Annotated in this window: 28 protein-coding genes; 27 read left to right on the forward strand and 1 reads right to left on the reverse strand. The window is 33.6% G+C overall.

The window, feature by feature from the left end:
• Window positions 1-184: 184 nt before the first annotated feature.
• From BN2144_RS12575 to BN2144_RS12675, 21 genes are all read left to right on the forward strand, one after another.
• Window positions 185-388, forward strand: a complete 204-nt coding sequence (locus BN2144_RS12575) for a DUF2768 domain-containing protein (RefSeq protein WP_033828541.1) — start codon at window positions 185-187, stop codon at window positions 386-388.
• Between the two features lie 44 nt (window positions 389-432).
• Window positions 433-1,155, forward strand: a complete 723-nt coding sequence (locus BN2144_RS12580) for a hypothetical protein (RefSeq protein WP_033828542.1) — start codon at window positions 433-435, stop codon at window positions 1,153-1,155.
• Between the two features lie 237 nt (window positions 1,156-1,392).
• Window positions 1,393-2,871, forward strand: coding sequence for a stage IV sporulation protein A (gene spoIVA, locus BN2144_RS12585; protein WP_033828543.1), 1,479 nt, complete (start codon window positions 1,393-1,395; stop codon window positions 2,869-2,871).
• Window positions 2,872-3,330: 459 nt separating this feature from the next.
• Window positions 3,331-3,603 (forward strand): HU family DNA-binding protein, encoded by a 273-nt coding sequence (locus BN2144_RS12590; protein WP_033828544.1) that lies wholly within the window; start codon window positions 3,331-3,333, stop codon window positions 3,601-3,603.
• A gap of 203 nt (window positions 3,604-3,806) precedes the next feature.
• A complete protein-coding gene (folE, locus tag BN2144_RS12595; protein WP_033828545.1) occupies window positions 3,807-4,370 on the forward strand; it encodes a GTP cyclohydrolase I FolE in 564 nt (187 codons plus the stop codon).
• Between the two features lie 18 nt (window positions 4,371-4,388).
• A complete protein-coding gene (mtrB, locus tag BN2144_RS12600) occupies window positions 4,389-4,619 on the forward strand; it encodes a trp RNA-binding attenuation protein MtrB (RefSeq protein WP_033828546.1) in 231 nt (76 codons plus the stop codon).
• A gap of 130 nt (window positions 4,620-4,749) precedes the next feature.
• Entirely contained in the window at window positions 4,750-5,511 is a 762-nt protein-coding gene (locus BN2144_RS12605) for a heptaprenyl diphosphate synthase component 1 (protein WP_187367008.1), read from the forward strand.
• A 27-nt stretch (window positions 5,512-5,538) separates the two neighbouring features.
• Window positions 5,539-6,243, forward strand: coding sequence for a demethylmenaquinone methyltransferase (locus BN2144_RS12610; RefSeq protein ID WP_033828547.1), 705 nt, complete (start codon window positions 5,539-5,541; stop codon window positions 6,241-6,243).
• 33 nt (window positions 6,244-6,276) lie between these two features.
• Window positions 6,277-7,239: a heptaprenyl diphosphate synthase component II gene (hepT, locus tag BN2144_RS12615; RefSeq protein ID WP_033828548.1), complete on the forward strand. Its 963-nt coding sequence runs from the start codon at window positions 6,277-6,279 to the stop codon at window positions 7,237-7,239.
• Between the two features lie 87 nt (window positions 7,240-7,326).
• Entirely contained in the window at window positions 7,327-7,773 is a 447-nt protein-coding gene (ndk, locus tag BN2144_RS12620; protein ID WP_033828549.1) for a nucleoside-diphosphate kinase, read from the forward strand.
• 89 nt (window positions 7,774-7,862) lie between these two features.
• Window positions 7,863-8,666, forward strand: a complete 804-nt coding sequence (locus BN2144_RS12625) for a CheR family methyltransferase (protein WP_042337888.1) — start codon at window positions 7,863-7,865, stop codon at window positions 8,664-8,666.
• A gap of 247 nt (window positions 8,667-8,913) precedes the next feature.
• Window positions 8,914-9,798 (forward strand): hypothetical protein, encoded by an 885-nt coding sequence (locus BN2144_RS12630; protein WP_033828551.1) that lies wholly within the window; start codon window positions 8,914-8,916, stop codon window positions 9,796-9,798.
• A gap of 74 nt (window positions 9,799-9,872) precedes the next feature.
• Window positions 9,873-11,138, forward strand: coding sequence for a tetratricopeptide repeat protein (locus BN2144_RS12635; RefSeq protein ID WP_033828552.1), 1,266 nt, complete (start codon window positions 9,873-9,875; stop codon window positions 11,136-11,138).
• Window positions 11,139-11,171: 33 nt separating this feature from the next.
• Entirely contained in the window at window positions 11,172-11,717 is a 546-nt protein-coding gene (locus BN2144_RS12640) for a ReoY family proteolytic degradation factor (RefSeq protein ID WP_033828553.1), read from the forward strand.
• 202 nt (window positions 11,718-11,919) lie between these two features.
• Window positions 11,920-12,399: a DUF2487 family protein gene (locus BN2144_RS12645; protein ID WP_033828554.1), complete on the forward strand. Its 480-nt coding sequence runs from the start codon at window positions 11,920-11,922 to the stop codon at window positions 12,397-12,399.
• Between the two features lie 210 nt (window positions 12,400-12,609).
• Window positions 12,610-13,119 carry a QcrA and Rieske domain-containing protein gene (locus tag BN2144_RS12650; RefSeq protein ID WP_033828555.1) on the forward strand — a complete coding sequence of 170 codons (510 nt, stop codon included), beginning with the start codon at window positions 12,610-12,612 and terminating at the stop codon, window positions 13,117-13,119.
• Between the two features lie 2 nt (window positions 13,120-13,121).
• Complete coding sequence (qcrB, locus tag BN2144_RS12655; RefSeq protein ID WP_033828556.1) at window positions 13,122-13,796, forward strand: menaquinol-cytochrome c reductase cytochrome b subunit; 675 nt, start codon at window positions 13,122-13,124, stop codon at window positions 13,794-13,796.
• A 51-nt stretch (window positions 13,797-13,847) separates the two neighbouring features.
• Window positions 13,848-14,612 (forward strand): c-type cytochrome, encoded by a 765-nt coding sequence (locus BN2144_RS12660; RefSeq protein ID WP_033828557.1) that lies wholly within the window; start codon window positions 13,848-13,850, stop codon window positions 14,610-14,612.
• A 323-nt stretch (window positions 14,613-14,935) separates the two neighbouring features.
• On the forward strand, window positions 14,936-15,523 hold the full coding sequence (lhaT, locus tag BN2144_RS12665) for a lipoprotein heptaprenylglyceryl N-acetyltransferase LhaT (RefSeq protein ID WP_094763127.1): 588 nt from the start codon (window positions 14,936-14,938) through the stop codon (window positions 15,521-15,523).
• Between the two features lie 95 nt (window positions 15,524-15,618).
• On the forward strand, window positions 15,619-16,404 hold the full coding sequence (locus BN2144_RS12670) for a sporulation protein YpjB (RefSeq protein WP_033828558.1): 786 nt from the start codon (window positions 15,619-15,621) through the stop codon (window positions 16,402-16,404).
• Between the two features lie 59 nt (window positions 16,405-16,463).
• Entirely contained in the window at window positions 16,464-17,141 is a 678-nt protein-coding gene (locus tag BN2144_RS12675; protein WP_033828559.1) for a zinc metallopeptidase, read from the forward strand.
• Window positions 17,142-17,383: 242 nt separating this feature from the next.
• Here BN2144_RS12675 and BN2144_RS12680 read toward each other — a convergent pair whose 3' ends face one another.
• Complete coding sequence (locus tag BN2144_RS12680; RefSeq protein WP_094763148.1) at window positions 17,384-18,253, reverse strand: YitT family protein; 870 nt, start codon at window positions 18,251-18,253, stop codon at window positions 17,384-17,386.
• Window positions 18,254-18,469: 216 nt separating this feature from the next.
• Here BN2144_RS12680 and BN2144_RS12685 point away from each other — a divergent pair, with 216 nt between their 5' ends.
• The 6 genes from BN2144_RS12685 (at window position 18,470) to BN2144_RS12710 (ending at window position 23,426) form a co-directional block, all read left to right on the forward strand.
• The gene (locus BN2144_RS12685) at window positions 18,470-18,781 is read left to right on the forward strand and encodes a nucleotide pyrophosphohydrolase (protein WP_033828642.1); all 312 of its coding nucleotides are present in this window, start codon (window positions 18,470-18,472) and stop codon (window positions 18,779-18,781) included.
• A gap of 13 nt (window positions 18,782-18,794) precedes the next feature.
• Window positions 18,795-19,601, forward strand: a complete 807-nt coding sequence (gene dapB, locus BN2144_RS12690; RefSeq protein WP_033828561.1) for a 4-hydroxy-tetrahydrodipicolinate reductase — start codon at window positions 18,795-18,797, stop codon at window positions 19,599-19,601.
• A gap of 75 nt (window positions 19,602-19,676) precedes the next feature.
• Window positions 19,677-20,081, forward strand: coding sequence for a methylglyoxal synthase (gene mgsA, locus BN2144_RS12695; RefSeq protein ID WP_033828562.1), 405 nt, complete (start codon window positions 19,677-19,679; stop codon window positions 20,079-20,081).
• Window positions 20,082-20,123: 42 nt separating this feature from the next.
• Entirely contained in the window at window positions 20,124-21,272 is a 1,149-nt protein-coding gene (bshA, locus tag BN2144_RS12700; RefSeq protein WP_033828563.1) for an N-acetyl-alpha-D-glucosaminyl L-malate synthase BshA, read from the forward strand.
• On the forward strand, window positions 21,265-22,449 hold the full coding sequence (locus tag BN2144_RS12705; RefSeq protein ID WP_033828643.1) for a CCA tRNA nucleotidyltransferase: 1,185 nt from the start codon (window positions 21,265-21,267) through the stop codon (window positions 22,447-22,449). Before bshA ends, BN2144_RS12705 begins: the two co-directional genes overlap by 8 nt.
• The gene (locus BN2144_RS12710; RefSeq protein ID WP_033828564.1) at window positions 22,446-23,426 is read left to right on the forward strand and encodes a biotin--[acetyl-CoA-carboxylase] ligase; all 981 of its coding nucleotides are present in this window, start codon (window positions 22,446-22,448) and stop codon (window positions 23,424-23,426) included. The genes BN2144_RS12705 and BN2144_RS12710 overlap by 4 nt, the downstream gene beginning before the upstream one ends.
• Window positions 23,427-23,548 lie beyond the last annotated feature (122 nt).

Raw genomic sequence — 23,548 nt, forward strand, 5'->3', positions numbered from 1 at the left:
CTAAAGGCTCGAGCGACCTAAAGTTTTCTTTTTTTGGAATAATTTTAAACCCTTGAAAAAAATTGAACTTGATGGAGCTCAATTCGCATTGGTTTATTTCGGATTACAGCTTTAAAAAATTATGCTAAAATAAACTACAAAATACTTTCAAATAATTAGAATAATAGAAAACGGAGGGATTAAAATGTCTATTGCCTTAACAAAAATGTGGATTTCATTCGCAGCAATGGGATTTATGTTTTTGTCGATTGTATTAATTTACTTAAGCAGATATAAATTAAAGCAAAAGTTTTTTCGTATTGTTACAGCTATTTTCGCATATGGACTGATGATTTATGCAGGTATCATTATTTTCTTAATTGTTTTTTCAGGTCCAACTTCTAGCTAAATACATAATTAAATCACATATTACTTTTTAAGGATGTGAACTGTTTGAGGCGAATTCATTTTGCTTTACTATTGATATTGGTTAGTATTTTACTCACTGGATGCCTTTATCCAAATGATAAAAACGTCATCCGTATACCTGATGAGCAGCAAATTCAAGATGTACAAAATGCAATCAATGCTTATCGAAAGGATCATGATGGGTTATTACCAATTAAAAATAAAGATGATGAAACAGATTACTTTATTAAATATTTAATAGACTTCAAACGTTTAGTACCTCTTTATTTATCAAAGATTCCGGATAATGCATTTGAAAACGGAGGTGTTTTTCAATACGTTATCCTTCACCCAGATATAAATCCTACTGTAAAAGTTTTTGATTTACGAATTGCTGAGAAAATTCGAGAGATAAAATTTCGCCTTTCAACAAAGGAATATCCACCATTTAAAGACGTAATAGGAAAAAATGCATTTACTTTAGAATATGGAAAATTAGGATATAAAGAGGAGCCAATAATTGTAAGCCCATTCACAGGGGAAAATTTATCTTTTTTTATTACTGGTCAAGGTGACGTTTATGTGGATTATTCACTTGATATAGAAATTTATAGAGAGAAAGTCGATTATCAAAAATTTCAAGATGGTTCAGACATTCGATTCATCCTTGCTGAAAATTCAATATTTGTACCAGCCTATTCCCTTCCGTATACGATAAATAAGAGTGGCGAATTAGTTTTTATGGAAAAAAATAAAAATTTGGAATAACTATCAATTCGTAAAATATATTGTATGAGAGGGTTATTCATTATTTGAATTATAGCTCTGTTATTTTAAAACGATCTAAATAGGAATGGAACGGAGCGATAAATGTAAATAAATGAATAGGGAGGTAAAAATAGTCATTTTATAGTCATAAGTTGGGTGGACAACATCATAAATATATACTGTCCACAGGAGAAAAAAGGATAATATCCCAGCAATCGAGGAACGGGAGGGGATTTCTTGGAAAAATTTGATATTTTTAAAGATATTGCCGAACGGACTGGCGGTGATATCTATATTGGTGTTGTCGGTGCCGTCCGAACAGGGAAATCAACATTCATTAAAAAGTTTATGGAATTAGTGGTTCTACCAAATATTGAACATGAAGCAGAACGTGCGAGAGCCCAGGATGAGCTCCCTCAAAGTGCGGCAGGTAAGACGATTATGACGACAGAGCCAAAATTTGTACCGAATCAAGCAGTTACAGTTCATGTAGATGAGGGTTTAGATGTAAATGTACGATTAGTTGACTGTGTTGGTTATACAGTTCCAGGTGCAAAAGGCTATGAAGATGAAAATGGACCGAGAATGATTAACACACCTTGGTATGAGGAGCCAATTCCATTCCACGAGGCAGCCGAGATTGGTACACGTAAAGTAATTCAAGAACATTCAACAATTGGCGTTGTCATTACAACCGATGGTACAATTGGTGAAATACCACGAGACGCTTATGTTGAAGCAGAGGAAAGAGTTATAACTGAACTGAAAGAAGTTGGAAAGCCATTTATTATTGTTATAAACTCAACAAAACCACAGCATCATGAGACAGAGCTATTAAGACAGGAACTACAGGAAAAATATGATATACCTGTTCTAGCCATGAGTGTGGAAAATATGCGAGAAGCTGACGTTCATAATGTATTAAAAGAAACGCTGTTTGAATTTCCAGTTCTTGAGGTGAATGTGAATTTACCAAGCTGGGTGATGGTTCTAAAAGACGGTCATTGGCTTCGTACGAGTTATCAAGAAGCTGTAAAGGAAACGGTAAAGGATATTAAAAGGTTAAGAGATGTTGACCGAGTCGTCCAATCTTTTACTGAGTTTGATTTCATTGAACATGCAGGCCTTGCAGGTATCGAAATGGGGCAAGGAATTGCAGAAATTGATTTACACGCACCTGATGAGTTATACGACCAAGTATTAAAAGAAATTGTTGGTGTTGAGATTAGAGGTAAAGATCATTTACTTGAACTAATGCAAGACTTTGCTCACGCGAAAAAAGAATATGATCAAATTGCTGATGCCTTGAAGATGGTTAAACAAACTGGATATGGAATTGCAGCACCGACAATTGAAGATATGAGTTTAGATGAACCGGAAATTATTCGCCAAGGATCACGATTTGGTGTACGTTTAAAAGCGGTTGCTCCATCGATTCATATGATTAAAGTAGATGTTGAAAGTGAGTTTGCGCCAATTATTGGTACAGAAAAGCAAAGTGAAGAACTTGTGCGGTATTTAATGCAAGATTTTGAAGATGACCCTCTATCAATTTGGAATTCAGACATTTTTGGTAGAAACTTAAATTCCATCGTTCGAGAAGGAATACAAGCAAAATTGGCATTAATGCCGGAGAATGCTAGATATAAACTAAAAGAAACACTTGAGCGAATTATTAACGAAGGCTCAGGTGGACTAATTGCAATTATTCTATAGATCATACAGACTCCAGAAATAATGGGGTCTTTTTTAGTTTCAGGGAAAGTATACGTACTTTTAAATTCTATTTCCTATACACATAAGCTAGAAACTACAGTTCTCTTCATGCCAAGAATCCACCCCCTTGTTTTCTTATCTTTTATGTTAAGTTCATGTTTAAAAATAATTAAAATTGGAAAAAAAGAAGATAAGGTTTTATAAAAGATATGTTAAAGACATCGCTAAAGGTTAAAATAAATGAATAAAAAACAACGATTTATAAAAACTCGTCAAAAACCTTGAAAAATTTACCTTCTTTGCTTAATAAATCTTGCTATGCCTTGAATGATGTGATAATCTTTTAACAGAATTGTTCTTGTTTCACTTTCCAAAAACGGAAATAAAGAACAAGTATAATTTAAAAAATAGATGCAATTCACATATTGCACCAATTACTCTTGGGAGGAGGTGAATGGCATGAACAAAACAGATTTAGTAAATGCAGTTGCAGAAACTGCTGAACTTTCTAAAAAAGATGCGACAAAAGCTGTTGATGCTGTTTTTGATTCAATTTTAAATGCTTTAAAACAAGGTGATAAAGTTCAACTAATCGGATTCGGTAACTTTGAAGTTCGTGAACGTTCCGCTCGTAAAGGACGTAACCCACAAACTGGTGAAGAAATCGAAATCGCAGCAAGTAAAGTTCCTGCGTTTAAACCAGGTAAAGCACTTAAAGATGCTGTTAAATAATTACATATCATATGTGTAGTAGGACCTGTCGTTATTCGGCAGGTCCTATTAATTATTTGCTTTTTGTTCTGTCAATTTAAGTAAATTACCTCCTCTAGGTTTTTCTTTTTGCTCGATAACTTTTGATGTGCTAGTATAAAATAGATTACAATTTTTAGTAAAACACCTAACTTTTTTGTTTTTTATAGGGGAGGACACTATTTATGAAAGAAATGGATTTAGAACAAATAGAACAAGGTGTTCGACTTATTCTTGAAGGTATCGGGGAAGATCCGAATCGAGAAGGTTTATTAGATACACCAAAACGGGTTGCAAAAATGTATGCGGAAATGTTTCGTGGTTTAACTATAGATCCAAAAGAATATTTTGAAACAATATTTCATGAAGAACATGAGGAGATTGTACTCGTTAAAGATATACCGTTTTACTCTATGTGTGAACATCATTTAGTACCGTTTTATGGACATGTTCATGTTGCTTATATACCAAGAAATGGACGCATAACAGGATTAAGTAAGTTAGCAAGAGCTGTTGAGGCCGTTGCAAAAAGACCGCAACTTCAAGAAAGAATTACACGTACGGTGGCAAATGCTATTATGGAAAAGCTGGATCCACACGGAGTAATGGTTATTGTTGAAGCAGAACATATGTGTATGACTATGCGAGGGATTAAAAAGCCTGGTTCAAAAACAGTTACTACGGTTGCGAGAGGTTGTTTTGAAGTAGATGCTGAAAAAAGAAAAGAAGTATTAGCGTTAATTAAATAACTAGATGGAGGGCAAAAAATGGAAAAGAGATTATCATCAAATGATTATGTAATCATTAAGGCGCTTGATGATGGAGTTAATGTCATTGGACTTACACGTGGTCAAGATACTCGTTTCCATCATTCTGAAAAACTGGATAAAGGTGAAGTGATGATTGCCCAATTTACAGAACATACTTCGGCTATTAAAGTTCGTGGAAAGTCACAAATAATTTCTCCTTTTGGTGAAGTTTTTAGTGATGGAAAATAAGTTTTATTCATCATCTAGTGATTTAGTAATTGCATCTCAAAAAAGAAACTTATTTATGTTATAATTGTAATAGTTTAACTTCTTCAAAATTCTTACGTGAAATTAACGAATGGTAGTTGAGGGTGATTTTGTGCAATTTACTGAAGAATATATCGCAGAAACAAAAGAAAAAGTATATCAAAAAATATTTCATTCGTATTTATCAAGTCAACTAGAATTACCAGAAATAGATCATGATAAACTATTTTTGCTCTTAAATATATTACAATGCCAAGATTTGCCTAAAGAACAGTTTGATGCGTATGTAACAACCGTTATGTATATTCAAATTGCCCTTGATACCCATGATCGTGTAAAAAATGATGATGAAGATATGCCTCACCAAAAGCGCCAGTTAACAGTGCTTGCAGGTGATTTTTATAGTGGCTTATACTATCATTCTTTGTCCAATGTACCAAATATCCATTTGATAAGAAGACTTGCTGAAGGAATAAAAATTGTTAATGAAAATAAAATAAAAATTTATAATAAAGAAGTTCTCACATTTAATGAATATATGCAAAGCATGATGTATAAAGAGACAGCTATTTATCAACAGTTGGCATATTTTTTTAATCACCCACATTCAGAAATCCTTTCTACGAATTGGTTACATGTCAATCAAATCATTAAGGAAAAGAATCAGTATATTTCATATATAAAAGAAAATGATTTATTAAAGACATCAACAGTAGACGAACATGAATTGCATGGAATCATATCTAAGCAAATAGACAACTATATTGAGTTGAAATATAGTCCTATATTGAATAGAGTACCCGAATCATTAATAGAAGGTTTTCTCGAACGAACAGCTGCTAATAAAGAAAAAGTATCAACAATTATTTCATAATCCGTCTGATAGAGGGAGTCGTTAAAGATGGAACAATCAAAAGAAGAAAGAGTTCACCATGTTTTTGAAAATATTTATAATAAGTATGATCAAATGAACTCGATTATTAGTTTTAGGCAACATATTCGTTGGCGGAAAGATACAATGAAGCGAATGAATGTACAAAAAGGAAAGAAAGCACTCGATGTATGTTGTGGGACCGCGGATTGGACAATTGCTATGAGTAAAGCAATTGGAAGCGACGGGGAAGTTATTGGTCTTGATTTTAGTGAGAATATGTTAAAGGTTGGGAGAGAAAAACTTGCTAATGAACAAATAACAAACGCGAAATTAGTTCATGGCAATGCAATGGAGCTACCATTCTCAGACGACTCTTTTGATTACGTTACGATTGGGTTCGGTTTACGAAACGTACCAGATTATATGCAAGCATTACGAGAAATGTATCGGGTGTTAAAACCTGGTGGAGTGATTGCTTGTTTAGAAACATCACAACCTACAATGTTCGGTTTTCGACAAATTTATTATTTTTATTTCCACTATATCATGCCGTTGTTTGGGAAATTATTTGCGAAAAGTTATAAAGAATATTCTTGGTTACAAGAATCGGCACGAGATTTTCCAGAAGCAAAAAAATTAGCCATGATGTTTGAACAGGCAGGTTTTAAAAATGTTTCATTCAAAAAATATTTTGGTGGGGTCGCTGCACTACATCTAGCACATAAAGAGTGAAAGTACTAGGCTTTACATAACCGGGTGGTACAAATGAATTATAAAACTGTTTACTCAATACTAAATAAAGATTTGAAAAAAATAGAATATGAGTTAGAACACGTATTAGATGCGAAATCTCCTTTACTCAAACAATCTTCTCTACATTATCTACAAGCAGGGGGAAAAAGAATTCGACCTGTCTTTGTCATCTTATCCGCTAAATTTGGACGATATAATTTTGAATTAGTAAAAGATGTTGCAGTAAGTCTAGAATTAATTCATATGGCCTCATTAATACATGATGACGTAATTGATGATGCGTATACTCGTAGAGGAAAACCAACTGTAAAAGCGAAATGGGATAATAAAATTGCAATGTATACTGGAGATTACATACTTGCACGTGCACTAGAGATTATAACAAATCTAGACGATGTTGATGCACACAAAATTCTTTCAAAAACAATGGTCGAATTAAGTATAGGTGAGATTGAGCAAATTCGTGATAAGTACAATTTTAATCAGTCGATTACAAATTATTTCCGAAGAATTAAAAGAAAAACAGCACTATTGATTGCTGCAAGCTGTCAACTCGGTGGAATTGCTGCTGACCTACCAAAAGAAGTTCATGAAAATCTTTATAAATTTGGCTACTACGCTGGGATGGCATTTCAAATCACAGACGATATTTTAGATTTCACATCAACGGAGGATAAATTAGGCAAACCTGCTGGAGAAGATTTATTGCAAGGAAATATCACTTTACCTGTTCTTTTTGCCATGAAGAATCCTCTATTAAAGGCTGAAATCGTAAAAGTGCATGAACGAATTGAGCCTCAAGAACTAGAAAATATAATAGAATTAATTAAAAATACAGATGCAATTGATAAGTCATTTCAAGTGAGTGATTTGTATTTACAAAAGGCATATAAAATTTTAAATGAACTTCCAATGAATGGAACGAAAACCTTGTTAAGTACAATGCTAAAGTTTATTGGGAAACGGAATTTCTAAAATGTAAACATTTGCAAACATAGGAAACAAATGGTAATATATTTTTGGTAAACTTTTAATAGAAACAAATGGATGGAGAGAAAGTAAATGGAGAAAACATTTTTAATGGTGAAACCTGATGGTGTACAAAGAGGGTTAATCGGTGAAATCATTACTAGGTTCGAACAAAAAGGTTTTCAACTTGTAGGGGCAAAATTAATGCAAATTCCAACTAGTCTCGCTGAAGAACATTACGGCGAACATAGAGAAAAACCATTTTTTAGTGAGTTAGTTTCATTTATTACTTCAGGACCAGTCTTCGCAATGGTTTGGCAAGGGGAAAATGTTATTTCAACCGCTAGACAAATGATGGGATCAACTAATCCGAAAGACGCACAACCTGGAACGATACGTGGAGATTTCGGTCTAACTGTTGGGAAAAATGTTATACATGGGTCAGATTCAAAAGAAAGTGCTGAAAGAGAAATCGCCTTATTCTTTAATAATGAAGAATTAACGAACTATACGAAGTTAATCAATGAGTGGATTTATTAATAATATAACGAATAAATGCTAGGCTATATGGGTTCGACTCTTTTAGCCTAGCTGTTTCATTTTTATAGAAGATAATTTTTTTCACTATCATGTCTATTAAAGAAGTGAGGGTTGAAAAATTGGATCGGGATTATGAAGTGTTTATTCAAAAAGTAAAAAATAAAACTGGTATTGATTTATCTCTGTATAAAGAAGCACAAATGAAAAGAAGGTTAACATCTTTGTATGAAAAAAATGGATTTACTTCTTTTCAAGACTTTTTTCAAGGGATGAATCATAATCGAAAATACCTATATGCCTTTCTTGATCGGATGACAATTAATGTATCTGAATTTTATCGGAATCAAAAAAGATGGGAAGTACTCGAGAAAAAAATATTTCCTCAATTACTAAAAAGTAATAAACCTCTTAAAATTTGGAGTGCAGCTTGTTCTACTGGTGAAGAACCTTACACAATCGCCATGGTTTTAAGCAATTTTCTTCCATTGTCACAAATAAAAATTTTGGCAACGGATATCGACGAAAACGCGATTCAAAAGGCAAAAATTGGTGTCTATCAAGAACGCTCACTACAAGAAGTTCCTGATGCGATGAAGAGAAAATACTTTAAAAAAGAAAACAACCATTATATTATAAGCGATGAAATTAAAAACACGATTACATTTAAGAAGCATAATCTACTAGCGGACCCTTATGATACGAATTATGATTTAATTGTTTGTAGAAATGTTTTAATTTACTTTACAGAAGAAGCAAAAAATTTGATTTATAAAAAATTCAGCCAGGCGTTAAAACAAAATGGTGTCCTATTTGTCGGAAGCACGGAACAAATATTCAATGCAAATCAGTATAGCCTCGACTCAATTGAAACATTTTTTTATAAAAAGATTTAATTTTAGAAAAAAGTTCATTTCCTTCTATTTATGGATAAATGCAAAAAGACCGAATAACTCAGTGGAAGAGTGAGAGCCCCTAAGTATTTCTCTCATATTTAGGGGATGATTCTTGTATTTTCATTGAAAAGATATCATTCTTGATGTGAAATATTTAACAAACGCAAAAAAACAAACACCTCCAAAAAATATGTATAAATTTATCGCTAAAGTCATAGCTTGTCTTAAGACTAGTGGAGGTGGACGTATGACATATATTATTGAAAATGTAAGTTTATATAAACAAAACGAACTAATTACAACTTCACTTCTTGTCAATAATGGAAAAATTTTGTCTGTACAACCAAGTTTTTCGAAATATTTGTATATGAAAATGAATACAAGTAATTTCCTTATGACATCCACTTCTGTCTACTATACAGACGGACTACCACAAGGAGTGAAGACAGAACAAGTAAAGGAATATTTATCCTCGAAGTATATAGAAAACGGTTGTACTACCGTATTTGTTTCTGCATCCATCAATGATGTTAAAAATGTTGATCATCATATTAGGGAAGTACGTAATTTCTATGATCATAGCCCCGTCGATTATACAATCGCTGTAAAAATTCCGATTGAACAGTTTACGGTCCCATTTGTCCAAAAGTGTAAAAGAAAAAGGATTCCAGCAATTTTTATTGAATTTAAAGATAAGAGGGAGTTATATAAAGTTCCATGGGGGTGGATTCGTGAAGCACTTTTTCCTTATAATAGCCCATTAATACCGGTATTAGAAAAAGAGATAAGCGACAAAGAATTACTTTTACATTCATGGAATACGATTTTACAACGTGAAAAAATCCCACATATTCAAGAACCGATAAGTGAGCAAACTCCTTTACCAATTGACATATTAAAGCAAATTGGTATTTATCCTTTAAAAGGATATTTACAAACTGGTGGTGAGTTAAGTTATAATTTATATTTGAATCAAGATAATAAAAATACTGTCGACTCAGTTATTCAAGGAAACATTACGCCTACAATAACTGTTCATAAAGGGAAAATCGTACGTGCTGGAACAAAAGTCTTTCCTAACGTAAATCAAGGAGAAGAATTTATAATAAATCGCCCAGCTTTTTTTAAGTAGTAAGTATAACGATGGTCTAAGTCAGTCCAATACATCGAATTAAAAACTTTCACGTTTATAAGGAGCAATGAATGATGTTTGAAACGAAGCAATATACATATTTATTAGAGCAAGGAAAAGTGGAAGAAGCAAATCAATTTTTTAACAAAGTATTTAGTGAAGGTACAGACGAAGAAGTGTTTGATCTAGCAGAGGAAGTTCGTCAATTAGGTTTTTTAGAGGAAGCAAAGAAATTATATAATCGTCTTCTTGAACGTTACCCTGACGAGGGTGAGTTACTCGTTGCTTTGGCAGAAATTTATATTCAATTAGATGAAGAGGATGAGGCACTTTCAATATTGGAGAAAATTACAAAAGATGATCCTTTTTATGTCCAATCTTTGCTTCTATTAGCAGATTTATATGAAGCACAAGGTTTATTTGAAGTAAGTGTTCAAAAACTCCTTCAAGCCGAGAAAATCGCACCAAATGAACCTATTATTCAATTCGCATTGGCTGAACTATATGCTTCGATTGGGAGATTTGCAGAGGCTGTTTATAAGTATGAACATATCCTAAAAGATACAACCGAAATTGCTAATATAAATCTTCATAAACGACTTGCTGATGTTTATGCTGCAAGTGGTGAATTTGAAAAAGCATTGCATCACTATGATCATGCTTTAGAAGACCAACTTGATATTGATGTATTATTTGGATACGGCCTAACAGCATATCAAGCTGGTTTTTATGAGAAAGCAATTGAGAAGTTAAGCGATGTAAAAGAGCTAGACCATGAATATTTTAGTTTGTACTTACCGCTAGCAAAAAGCTATGAGCATATTGAAGACCTTGAAAATGCACTAAAAACGTTACGAGAGGGTCAAGAGGTAAATCCATTCCAAAAGGAGCTTCATTTTCTTGCTGGGAAAATTAATTTAAAGCTCGGAAATGAAATGGATGCAGAAGAATGTCTTCTTGAGGCAATAAAACTCGATCCTTCTTATTTAGATGCCTACTTAACATTAAACAAATTATATTTATCCAATGAACGAAATGAAGATCTTATACATTTGGCGGAACCTCTATTAGCAGAGGGAGAAGAAGATCCAGATTTTCTATGGGATTATGCGATTGCTTGTGAAAAAGAAGAAAAGTATTCTGATGCATTAAATGCGTATCGAAGCGCATATAGATATTTAAAAGAGAATAATGAGTTTCTCCAAAGCTATGGGTTTTTTCTAATTGAAGAAGGAAATTACACAGAGGCTATCGAAGTATTTAATAAACTACAAAAAAGTGACCCAACAAATGTTGAATATATGGATGTTTTGGAAAGATTAAAAACGAATCTTAGTTAAACAAATTTCTCATTCAACGAGGAGGGAAATTAGATGGCCGCTCCTATTTCTGTAAATGAAAAAAAGGAATTTATTCGTTGGTTCTTAAATCATTATCAGTTAAAGCGAAGGGAATGTGTCTGGATTCTAAATTATTTAATGAGTCACGATCAATTGATGGAAAAGGTGCATTTTGTCGATCACGCAGATTATTGTCCACGTGGAATAGTGATGAGTACCCAATGTGTGGACGATGTTCCTTTTCGGTTTTATAAAGATTCAGTTATGACGACAGATGCAGAAAAGTCGTTCCATGATATTCGTCTAAATCGCGATCAAGATATCTACATTCAATTAAATTTTAAATCGGTTCATAAATCACACCAATACGCGCTAGTCCTTGAAAACAACCCTTATATGCCAGAACACCTTCAAATTACAGATAAAGACCGTGAACTTGCTGAATTATTTCTAAAAAATACGATCAAAAATTTCCAACTTGAACAGTTAAGAGAGAAGATTGATCAAGCTTTGGATAAAAAAGATAAAGATTTGTTTATTGAGCTTTCTGAACAATTTAACCACATCATGAATCAATAAGGTGTCTAACCCATGGTTGTATGTAGAGTCAAAAGATTCTGCTGTACAAAACACCATGGCGTTTGACACCTTTTTATAAGGTAATAAAGAAGACACAAAATATACGAAAATAATTTGAAAATAATACAAATTATTGAATAAAATAATAATATTAATTATAATTGAATATAAAGATATTTACAAAAAATGAGGGGGTGGAAGTTTGCGCTGGGGAGTTGTAAAAGATTACTCTACTTTTTTCCAATCGAAAGAATATATTGATACAGTATTCGTTCCTATCATACCTGTTTCATTTGATAAGAATGGAGAGGCTGAGGCTAATGCATCCGAGTTTATCCAGCTTATTGCAACTGAAGTAGAACGACAATTTAGAGGGAGGATATTATTACTGCCTCCTCTTGTCTACTTTACGACTTATACAGTGAATGATAAGCAAGAAATAATAACAAGATGGATCAATAATATCATTAAAGAAAAATTCAATCATATATTTTTTATTAGTTCTAATTCCGCATGGACGAACATAATTGAAAATATAGGTGGAAACCATATTTGGATTCCAACCATTCCACTAGAGTATGTTGATGAAAAAAATAAAAAGCGATTGATTGAGAAACAAGCGAATCAAATTTTTGACTTTTTTATTACAGAGTGGCAAAAGGCAGAGAAATTAAATAATTAAGAACGAGGAAACTATTCTATTATAGTTTTCTAATATTTTATAATATTAATTATATTGACCTTATTCAGTTAACGGTATATCATTAATAATACTTACTATTAACCAACCACTTATAGTAAGTAATGGGTTGAGATAACCAAATATATAAAATCTACCATTAAAATTGTAAGTGTTTTCTTTTAATAAAGATTATGGATGGGGGGAGAAGTGATGGGAGAACAAAAAGTATCAAGACGTCAGTTTCTAACCTATACATTAATGGGTGTAGGTGGATTTATGGCGGCTTCAACAGTGATGCCGATGTTAAGGATGGCGGTAGATCCTGTACTGCAAGTTGAAGCAGGTGGAGACTTTATTGCGACAAATGTGAAAGCGGATGAGTTGACGGATGAACCAACTCGAGTCGATTTTCAATTTGAACAAGAAGATGGATGGTATGTATCAGATGTAACACAGACAGCATGGGTCTATAAGGATGAAAAAGGTGAAATAATTGCATTATCACCAATTTGTAAACATTTAGGATGCAATGTGAACTGGAATTCGAATAAAGAACATCCTAATATGTTTTTCTGTCCATGTCATAAAGGCTTGTATGAAAAGGACGGTACAAACGTGCCAAATACTCCACCGAGAGGACCGCTTGATCGTTATCAGCATAAAGTGAAGGATGGTATTTTGTATTTAAGTAGACGTGCAAGTGCAGTTGGGGGGGCATAATTTTGTTAAATAAAGTATACGATTGGATTGACGAACGATTAGACATTACTCCATTATGGCGTGATGTTGCAGACCATGAAGTACCAGAGCACGTAAATCCTGCCCATCATTTTAGTGCATTTGTTTATTGTTTTGGCGGATTAACATTTTTCGTTGTTGTTATCCAAGTCCTTTCAGGAATGTTTTTATCCATGTATTATGTACCTGATATTGAGCGGGCATGGGAATCCGTTTATTACTTACAAAATCAAGTAGCTTTTGGGCAAATTGTACGTGGTATGCATCACTGGGGTGCAAGTATTGTCATTGTGATGATGTTTTTACATACATTAAGGGTATTTTTCCAAGGTGCCTATAAAAAGCCTCGGGAATTAAATTGGATTGTCGGAGTCCTCATATTTTTTGTTATGTTAGCATTAGGTTTAACTGGTTATTTACTACCTTGGGATATGAAAGCATTAAACGCAACAAAGGTGACTTTGGATATAGCGCAATCAACACCATTAATCGGTGATATGTTGAAAACGCTATTAAGTGGGGATGAACACATTGTTGGTGCAGAAACATTAACAAGGTTTTTTGCCATTCACGTATTCTTCCTACCAGCAGCTTTATTAGGGCTAATTGGCTTACATTTTCTAATGATTCGTAAGCAAGGAATCTCTGGTCCATTATGATTTTATCAAGATTGTTTGATTTAAGAGGTTTATAAAGGAGGGGAACCAAATATGCATAGGGGAAAAGGAATGAAGTTTGTAGGGGATTCACGTGTCCCTGCTAATAATAGAAAACCGAATATTCCGAAAGATTATTCGGAATATCCGGGTAAAACAGAAGCCTTTTATCCAGATTTTCTTTTAAAGGAATGGCTTGTAGGAGCAGTTTTTTTAGTCGGATTTTTATGTTTAGTTGTCGTTGAACCACCTCCATTGGAACGAATCGCCGACCCTACGGATACAAGTTATATTCCATTACCAGACTGGTATTTTCTATTTTTATATCAACTATTAAAATATACATTTGCATCAGGACCATATAATGCAATCGGTGCATTTATCATACCCGGTATTGCTTTTACTGCTTTATTATTAGCACCATTTATAGACAAGGGACCAAAGCGTAGACCAAAGGATCGCCCGTTTGCTACAGGCTTCATGTTACTTGCTATTGCTAGTATATTTTATTTAACATGGGAGGCAGCAGCGCATCATGACTGGGAAGCATCAAAAAAACAAGGGGCAATACGTGATGTTGTAGAGGTTGATAAAGAAGATCCAGCTTATGAAATTCTTGAAGAAAATACGTGTTTGAGCTGTCATGGAGGCAATTTGGAAGGTGGCTCAGCACCAGCTTTAGCGGGAACTGATTTATCAGTCGATGAGATTAAAGATATTGCTAAAAATGGGGTTGGAAATATGCCATCGGGTATCTTCCAAGGAACGGATGAGGAACTACAACAAATTGCGGAGTTCATTAAAAGCATAGAAAAATAATTAGAGTCAAGCTGTCCAAGTTACAAATCATATAAGAAGATGTTAACGAAAGGTGTGACACAGAATATAGGTAGGTGGTTTACCTTTTTCTGTTGTCACATCTTTTTAGTTATTGGGAAAGAATATATTTTTCCTATAAGCGAACAAGGAAGGTTTCGGTGGCAGTACATCAAAGCCTAAAAAAGCCTTTTTTAGCTAATAGGAAAGTATAAACTTTTCCAATTTCCACTTTCGTCTGAAGGCTCAAGCCCAAAGTTTTCTTTATTATCCAGAGTATATTAAATTGTATTCCTTCAGTTTATAATAGAAATGAGGTGAAATAATTGATAAACATCCAATATTTGTTAACAAGGAAAAATTTTCTTTTTTTATTATTACTAATAAATATCGTTGGTACTGTGTATGGCTATTACTGGTATGGATACCAGTTAAAAGAAACACCATCGATTTTCCTACCATTCGTACCGGATAGTCCAACCGCTAGTTTGTTCTTTGTTTTTGTGTTAATCGCTTTTTTGTTTAAAAAAAACTGGCCATTATTCGAAGCTCTTGCAATAATGACTTTATTTAAATATGGAATATGGGCGGTTGTAATGAATATATTAACATTAATTGTCACAGGGTACTTACCTTGGCAAGGATATATGTTAATCGCTTCACATTTAGGAATGGCCATTGAAGGAATATTGTATTCTTCTTATTATCGTATAAAATTAAAGCATTTATTTATTGCAGCTATATGGACTTTACATAATGAAATGATTGATTACATATTTTTCATGTATCCGCGTTATGGAGCACTTGATCACTATATTCCACAAATAGGTTATTTTACATTTTGGCTTAGTATTTTGTCCATTTGGCTTACATATTACTTTGGTATGAAAAAACAAAGAAGGACATTATTGTAATGCATTTTTCTGTTGAATAGAGTTAAAAATATGAATTTCAAGGTCTATACTTGTCCACTCTATCATACATTTTAGTAGGAATAGGGGGGACAGGAATGAAACGAATCATTGTTCTATTGACTACAGTTTTTTTGTTTCTTGGAGAAGATATTAAATTTGCTGCTGAAAACGATAGTAATTTAAATATGTTAGATTCGATGGCGAATGAGGCCCTTCAACTTTCAAAAACAGAAAGATATGAAGAAGCACAAAAAGTATTAGAGAACATAGGTGTAATTCTTAACAATACAACGACACTTACAAGCGATGAGAAGAGAATATTACGAATTTCTTATCACGAATCAATGAAGTTATTTGAAAATGACACATATACAAAAGACGAGGTAATTAAGCGTCTTACAAAATTTCGGCTTGTAGTAGATGCTGTTATAACAGATTACGAACCATTATGGACAAATATGGAAAGTTCATTATTAACTGCTTTTCAATCGTTTAAAGAAAAGATTGTCCAAAGAGACTACCAGCATTTTCATGAAGAGTTTAACCATTTTTTGAGTGTATACGATACAGTTTATCCTAGCATCATGTTAGATGTACCAGTAGAAAAAGTACAAAAAGTTGATGCTCAAATCCAATATTGGGAACAATATTCAAGTAAACTAATGGATCGGGAGGATAGTATTGTTGCCATTGAAGCTTTACAAAGGGATTTGCAAAGTCTTTTTGATGAAACAGAAGAAGATGAAGCAGACTTATCTTTATGGTGGGTAATTATTTCAACAGGTGGAATAATTATTATGACATTATCGTATGTTGGTTGGAGAAAATACAAAGCAGAGAAAGATATTCGTAAATCAGTGAAAAAGGGGCAAAAACATTGACAGTAATAGTTATATTTTATATGATTTCTTATAAATAGATTGTAGGGGGTACTGCTTGAATGAGTATGCTTATATACTTCATTACCATAATGTTTTTACCGTTATTAATACAAATGTATTTGTCTTCAACCTATAGTAAGTTTTCTAAAGTGGGCACGTCATCTGGAATTACTGGTGCTGAAGCGGCTCGGCGTGTTTTAGATGAGAATGGCCTATATAATGTGACTGTTGAGCCCATTCGTGGAAAATTAACAGACCATTATGATCCGAGAAGTAAAGTTGTTCGCTTGTCAGAAGGTAACTATTACGGGACATCTATTGCTGCAATTTCCGTTGCGACTCATGAATGTGGGCATGCTGTCCAAGATAGCGAAGGATATGCTCCTTTAAGGATTCGACACTCTCTCGTACCAGTTGCAAACCTTGGCTCTAATTTGTCTTGGATCTTTATCCTAATCGGGATTGTCTTATATAGTTCAAGTATGTTATTACTAGGTATTATATTTTTTGCTGCTGCAGTACTCTTCCAAGTAGTTACGTTACCAGTTGAGTTTAATGCTTCTTCTCGGGCGCTTAATCTTATGGTTAGTTCTGGTATGATTCGTAATGAAGAAGAATCAGGGGCTAGAAAGGTTTTAAATGCAGCAGCTCTAACATATGTAGCGGCAACAGTTGTTGCAATTGCTGAATTATTACGTTTTGTTTTAATGTTTGTCGGCATGAATAATGATGATTAATGAATAAAAAAACCGTGGACGTGCATGATTCCCTATTTGTTAGACAACTATCGAACGAATGGGGCTCAATTCATACCGTTTCCACGGTTTTTTCCTTAGCTGCTAGGAAAGTATAAATTTTTCAATTTCTTATTTTCTAATCCGCTCGGCAAACTGCGACTCTTTGGTTGTCTAAAGGCGCTGACCCTAGCGTTTTCTTTATATTCTACTAGCATATTCTCAAGATTTTATATGTACTAAGATTAACGAATGGGGTTACCGTGTTCGTCTAGAGTAAATCCTTCACCCATTACTTCGTGTACATGTGTAATGGTAACAAACGCGTTTGGGTCAATAGATGTGACGATATTTTTCAATTGTATCATTTCCCGTTTTGCCACTACGCAATATAGTACTTTTTTATTAGTCTTCGTATAGAAACCGTGCCCTTCAAGAAAGGTTACCCCTCGATACATATCTTTAGAGATTTTTTCCGCGATTTCATTATTTTTATCTGATATAATAAATGCGCCTCTTCCAGAATAAGTACCTTCTTGGATGACATCGATAATCTTTGCACCGATAAAAACAGCAACTAATGTATACATTCCTTCTCTAGGTGTTAAATAGGTAATGATTGATAATGTAATGACTGTTGCATCAAACATAAACATCGTCCGACCAATTGGTAAGCCTGTATGTTTGTTTATGAACTGTGCAATAATATCAACTCCACCTGTTGTTCCACCATTTCTAAAGATAATCCCTAGACCTATACCGATAAAAACTCCAGCGAACAAAGCAACTAGGGTCATATCATTTTCAAGATGTATAGTAAATTGATAGCGTTGAAATATTTCAAGGAATATAGATAGACTGACAGTGCCAACAATTGTATAGATAAAACTCTTTTTACCTAATACTTTCCAACTGAGAATAAAAACCGGTATATTTAAGATTAAATTCGAAATAGATGGATTAAACGAAAATAAAAAATATAGTAGTAAAGTAATACCTGTAAATCCACCTTCTGCTAAGTTGTTTTGCATATTAAAATGAACGAGTCCAAATGAAAAAATCGCTGCACCTAACATGATAAAAATTACTTGCCTGAGTTTTATCGTACTTAATATAGACTTCATGTGCACCATCCTTTTTAAACTATAGTTTACGTTTATAAAGAATTTATAACCATAATTTAAACGTCGCTAATTATTTTACTCTTTTAAACGAAGTGTAGCAATTACTATAGCGTAAGAAAATAATCATTGTCATTTTCTACGGACTTCAAGTAACATATAATATGAAAATATATCCATTTATCTAAATGAGGTGATTTTTTGAAAACAATGCAAGAACTCCAAAAAGAAGTGGATCTCTATATTTCACAATTCAAGGAAGGGTATTTTAGTCCACTCGCTTTAATGGCTAGAATGACTGAAGAACTTGGGGAATTAGCACGAGAGGTAAATCATTATTATGGTGAGAAACCGAAAAAAACTGAAGAGAAAGAAAAAACAATTGAAGAAGAATTAGGTGATGTTTTATTCGTGCTAATTTGTTTTGCTAATTCATTGGAAATAGATCTAGAAGAAGCACATAATAGAGTTATGGAAAAGTTTAATACGAGAGATGCGAATCGTTGGACAAGAAAAGAATAGGAGGAAAATAAAAATGACTGAAGGTATTAAAGTTGTTATTGCCGGACCTCGAGGAAGAATGGGGAGAGAGGCTGTAAAAATGGTGACGAATCAAGAACATTTACAATTAGTAGGTGTAATTGATCGCCAAGACAATGGTCGTGCTCTTTCTGACATAGATCCTCAATTTAGAGAAGTAAAGTGCCAAGTATATACGAGTATACATGAATGTTTAATGGAGCAAAGGCCAGATTGTTTAATTGATTTAACGGTTCCAGAGGCTGCATTTTATCATGCCAAGACGGCAATGGAGCTAAACGTACGGCCAGTTGTTGGAACTACTGGGATTACACTTCAAGAGTTAGAGGAATTAAAAGCAATTGCAAATCATAAAAAAATTGGTTGTATTATTGCGCCGAATTTTGCCATTGGTGCTGTATTAATGATGAAGTTCTCACAAATGGCAGCCAAGTATTTTCAAAATGTCGAAATTATTGAATTACATCACGACCAAAAATTAGACGCGCCAAGTGGGACGGCGATAAAAACTGCTGAAATGATACATGAAGTAAGAGAACCAAAGACACAAGGTCATCCTAATGAAACAGAAAAATTACAAGGAGCACGCGGTGCAAACTTTCATGGAATGCATATACATAGTGTCCGCTTACCAGGGTTGATTGCTCATCAACAAGTTTTATTTGGAGAAAAAGGGGAAACATTAACAATTCGTCATGATTCCTATGATCGCGAATCGTTTATGACCGGTGTAAAAGTAGCAGTAGAAACTGTAATGAAACTGAATGGGTATGTGTATGGATTGGAAAATATTTTAGATTAAAAAATATTAGAAACTGTTGGCCAAAGAGGAAAAAATTACCAAGGGTTCATCAATAAAGTATAGGAGTGAATATGAATGAATATTGCTTTAATTGCCCATGATCGCAAAAAAGATGATTTAGTCCAGTTTGTTACAGCTTATCGGTATGTTTTTGAAAAACATAGTTTATTTGCAACAGGAACTACAGGTAAAAGAATTCAGGATGCTACAGGACTTCATGTTCATCGTTTTCAATCAGGGCCACTTGGAGGAGATCAAGAAATCGGGGCGTTAATTGCGAAAAATGAGATGGATATCGTCATTTTCTTTCGTGATCCATTGACAGCTCAACCTCACGAACCTGATGTATCTGCACTTATACGACTTGCTGATGTATACCGTGTTCCACTAGCAACAAATATGGGCACTGCAGAGATACTCATCCGTGGCCTTGAAAGAGGTGATATTGATTGGCGTAAAGTGATTAAAGATATGAGATAGTTTTCTCATTTATATGTTAGTCACTAAAAAGGGGTTTTAATAATGAAATTAAAAATAGGTATTATATGTTACCCAACTGTAGGAGGCTCGGGAATCATTGCAACCGAGTTAGGACAAATGTTAGCGGAAAAAGGTCATGAGATTCATTTCATCACATCGAATGTTCCTTTTCGTTTGAAGAAAATATACCCAAATATTTTTTATCATCAAGTAGAAGTGAATCAATATGCTGTTTTCCAATACCCACCATATGACATACAGCTAGCAAGTAAAATCGCAGAAATTGCAGATCGTGAGAAATTACATATTGTCCACGCACATTATGCGATCCCACACGCGATATGTGCGATATTAGGTAAACAAATGGCGACAAGGCACTTTAAAATTGTAACTACTTTACATGGAACGGATATTACTGTTTTAGGACAAGATTCCTCTTTAAAAAAGGCAATCCAATTTGGAATTAACTCATCTGATTGCGTTACGGCAGTTTCATACGCGCTTGCACTCGAGACAGAGCGATTAATTGATCCTAACAAACGTATTCACCCTGTATACAATTTTGTTGATGAAAGAGTTTATAAACCAAACCATCAATCTCACAAATATTTAAAGAAACAATTTGGAATTGAAGAAAATGAGAAGGTAATAATTCATGTATCTAATTTTCGAGCAGTAAAGAGGGTCCAAGATGTTATTGAATCATTTCGTCTTATTGCAGAAAAGGTTCCAGCTAAATTACTTTTAGTAGGAGACGGGCCAGAAATGTCAAAAATTGTCCAGATGGTCGATGACTATCATTTAACAAATCGTGTTTTATTTTTAGGAAAACAGGAAAATCTCGAAGAACTATATGGTATTAGTGATTTATTACTATTATTATCAGAAAAAGAAAGCTTTGGTTTAGTAGCTTTAGAAGCAATGGCATGTGGTGTACCTTGTATAGGAACGAATATCGGTGGAATACCTGAAGTGATTGTTCATGAGATAACTGGTTTCATTTGTGAGGTGGGCAATATTCGAGAAATTTCAGCAAAATCGTTAGACATTTTACAAAACGAAAGTCTACAAATGCAATTTCGCGAAGCAAGTTTAAGAAGAGTACATACTGTTTTCTCATCGGAACAAATATTAAATCAATATGAAACAATTTATTACCAATTAGTGGAAATGGATGAGTTTAATGATTGATAAATTTAAGAAAGCTGTACCAGTATTAGAAAAAATAGAGCAAGCAGGATTTGAGGCGTATTTTGTTGGTGGATCTGTTCGTGATTTTCTATTAAATCGAACGATAGACGATGTAGATATTGCAACAAGTGCATTTCCAGAAGAAGTAAAACAAATTTTCCCAAAAACAATTGATGTTGGAATAAAACATGGAACAGTTGTTGTTATTTACAAAGGTGAAAATTACGAAATCACAACCTTTCGAACAGAAGGAGAGTATACAGATTTTCGTCGACCACGTGAAGTTACCTTTATTCGAACATTGGAAGAAGATTTAAAACGCAGAGATTTCACAATGAATGCGATTGCTATGGATAAAACAGGTATGTTAATTGATCCATTCTCTGGAAGGATGGCTATCAAGCATAAAATAATTAAGACAGTGGGAGAAGCGGATGAACGATTTAGGGAAGATGCACTAAGAATTATGCGTGCCGTTCGGTTTATTAGTCAGCTTTCATTTCAAATAGAGCAAGAAACATCGATTGCTATTAAAAAAAATGGCCATTTGTTGTCTTACATTTCGATTGAACGAATTTATGCTGAATTCAAAAAAATAATAATGGGAAAAAATCGGCAAGCAGCTATCTATTACCTTGTCGAAGCAGATTTGCATCATTTTTTACCAAAATTAAAAAGTTATGGTAAAGAACTAAAACAAACAGCTCAACTAATGAGTACGATGATGTGGAGTGAGTCTGAATTTTGGGCAATATTACTCATTCTCATAAAAGTAGAGTCGGTTGAAAGTTTTTTAAGAGCTTGGAAGACGCCAATAAAAACGATTAAGACTGTCAAGCAAATTGTTAAAGCTTATGAATTACGAAGCAAGGAAGACTGGAATGAAGAAAACATTTACTATACCGGGATAGAAATTTGTGAAAGTGCAGAAAAAATTTACGCTATGATCAATGATCTACCTTTAAGTGATTATTTTAAAGCAATTAGAGACATATATGAAAATTTGCCAATCAAATGTCGAACTGAGTTAGTTGTATCTGGTAATGATTTAATGGAATGGACAAGTCGAGAAAGTGGCCCGTGGATTAAAGAAATGATTGAGAATATTGAAAAGGCAGTAATACATAAAGAAGTTGCTAATGAAAAGGATAAAATCAAGGAGTGGTTGTTCTCGTGAAATCCAATGTCCGAAAAGTAATATTAAATGCTTTTCGCGAAGCTAACGGTGAATATATTTCAGGTGAAAAATTAGCAAATAAAATTGGTTGTAGTCGAACAGCTGTATGGAAACATATTGAGGAGTTAAAGAAAGAAGGTTTTCAAGTTGAAGCAGTTCGCAAAAAAGGGTATTTACTTATTGATCATTCGAAAAAACTATCTGCAGATGAAATTTATTTAGGGTTACATACCGAAGAGATTGGTCGTTCCGTCTATTTTTACGAAACAGTACCTTCTACTCAAAAATTGGCAAAAGAATTGGCATTAAATGGTGCAAATCACGGAACATTAATTGTTGCAGATGAACAAACAGAAGGAAGAGGTCGACTTGTAAGAAATTGGTATTCACCTAAAGGAACCGGTCTCTGGATGAGTTTAATTATTCGTCCTGAAATAGCAATCCAACAAGCACCGCAGCTTACTTTACTAACTGCTGTTGCCGTTGTTGAAGCAATAAAAGATGTAGCTGGGATTCAACCAGAAATTAAATGGCCAAACGATATACTAATTAGTGGAAAAAAGGTTTGTGGAATTTTAACTGAGCTACAAGCTGAAGAAAGTCATATTCAATCTTTAATTATCGGCATCGGGATAAATGTAAACCAAAAACAAGAAGACTTTCCAAGTGAATTGCAAACAATTGCTACTTCTCTAAAAATAGAAGCGGATAAATTAATTGATCGAACAAAACTGTTGCAATGTTTTTGTTATCGATTTGAAAAACTATTAAATACGTATATTGACAATGGATTTTTACCAATTAAACAACTTTGGGAAGGTTATTCATGCTCAATAGGTAGAGAAATAACTGCGAGAACACTTAACGGAAATTATCATGGGATAGCCTTAGGTATTAATGAGGATGGGGTATTACTATTAAAACAGCAATCAGGTGAAATTCGCGAAATTTACTCAGCAGATATAGAAATTACATAGCCTTGAATTGAATCATTCATATTCTCATCTTTTAAAATATGTTTTTCTAGTCAAGACTCAGTTTTATTTGTATAATATTTTCAGATAGATAGAACTACACCATGTTATGGGTGGTATCAATC

This window comes from Bacillus andreraoultii (genome assembly GCF_001244735.1).
Lineage (GTDB): Bacteria > Bacillota > Bacilli > Bacillales > Caldibacillaceae > Caldifermentibacillus > Caldifermentibacillus andreraoultii.

Coding starts and splice junctions, on each gene's coding strand:
- ndk (WP_033828549.1), top strand. CDS start 7,327: ATGGAGAAAACATTTTTAATGGTGAAACCTGATGGTGTACAAAGAGGG.
- BN2144_RS12630 (WP_033828551.1), top strand. CDS start 8,914: ATGACATATATTATTGAAAATGTAAGTTTATATAAACAAAACGAACTA.
- BN2144_RS12610 (WP_033828547.1), top strand. CDS start 5,539: ATGGAACAATCAAAAGAAGAAAGAGTTCACCATGTTTTTGAAAATATT.
- dapB (WP_033828561.1), top strand. CDS start 18,795: ATGACTGAAGGTATTAAAGTTGTTATTGCCGGACCTCGAGGAAGAATG.
- BN2144_RS12705 (WP_033828643.1), top strand. CDS start 21,265: ATGATTGATAAATTTAAGAAAGCTGTACCAGTATTAGAAAAAATAGAG.
- BN2144_RS12575 (WP_033828541.1), top strand. CDS start 185: ATGTCTATTGCCTTAACAAAAATGTGGATTTCATTCGCAGCAATGGGA.
- BN2144_RS12640 (WP_033828553.1), top strand. CDS start 11,172: ATGGCCGCTCCTATTTCTGTAAATGAAAAAAAGGAATTTATTCGTTGG.
- folE (WP_033828545.1), top strand. CDS start 3,807: ATGAAAGAAATGGATTTAGAACAAATAGAACAAGGTGTTCGACTTATT.
- BN2144_RS12625 (WP_042337888.1), top strand. CDS start 7,863: ATGTCTATTAAAGAAGTGAGGGTTGAAAAATTGGATCGGGATTATGAA.
- BN2144_RS12635 (WP_033828552.1), top strand. CDS start 9,873: ATGTTTGAAACGAAGCAATATACATATTTATTAGAGCAAGGAAAAGTG.
- BN2144_RS12685 (WP_033828642.1), top strand. CDS start 18,470: ATGCAAGAACTCCAAAAAGAAGTGGATCTCTATATTTCACAATTCAAG.
- mtrB (WP_033828546.1), top strand. CDS start 4,389: ATGGAAAAGAGATTATCATCAAATGATTATGTAATCATTAAGGCGCTT.
- BN2144_RS12675 (WP_033828559.1), top strand. CDS start 16,464: ATGAGTATGCTTATATACTTCATTACCATAATGTTTTTACCGTTATTA.
- BN2144_RS12670 (WP_033828558.1), top strand. CDS start 15,619: ATGAAACGAATCATTGTTCTATTGACTACAGTTTTTTTGTTTCTTGGA.
- hepT (WP_033828548.1), top strand. CDS start 6,277: ATGAATTATAAAACTGTTTACTCAATACTAAATAAAGATTTGAAAAAA.
- BN2144_RS12650 (WP_033828555.1), top strand. CDS start 12,610: ATGGGAGAACAAAAAGTATCAAGACGTCAGTTTCTAACCTATACATTA.
- BN2144_RS12660 (WP_033828557.1), top strand. CDS start 13,848: ATGCATAGGGGAAAAGGAATGAAGTTTGTAGGGGATTCACGTGTCCCT.
- bshA (WP_033828563.1), top strand. CDS start 20,124: ATGAAATTAAAAATAGGTATTATATGTTACCCAACTGTAGGAGGCTCG.
- mgsA (WP_033828562.1), top strand. CDS start 19,677: ATGAATATTGCTTTAATTGCCCATGATCGCAAAAAAGATGATTTAGTC.
- BN2144_RS12590 (WP_033828544.1), top strand. CDS start 3,331: ATGAACAAAACAGATTTAGTAAATGCAGTTGCAGAAACTGCTGAACTT.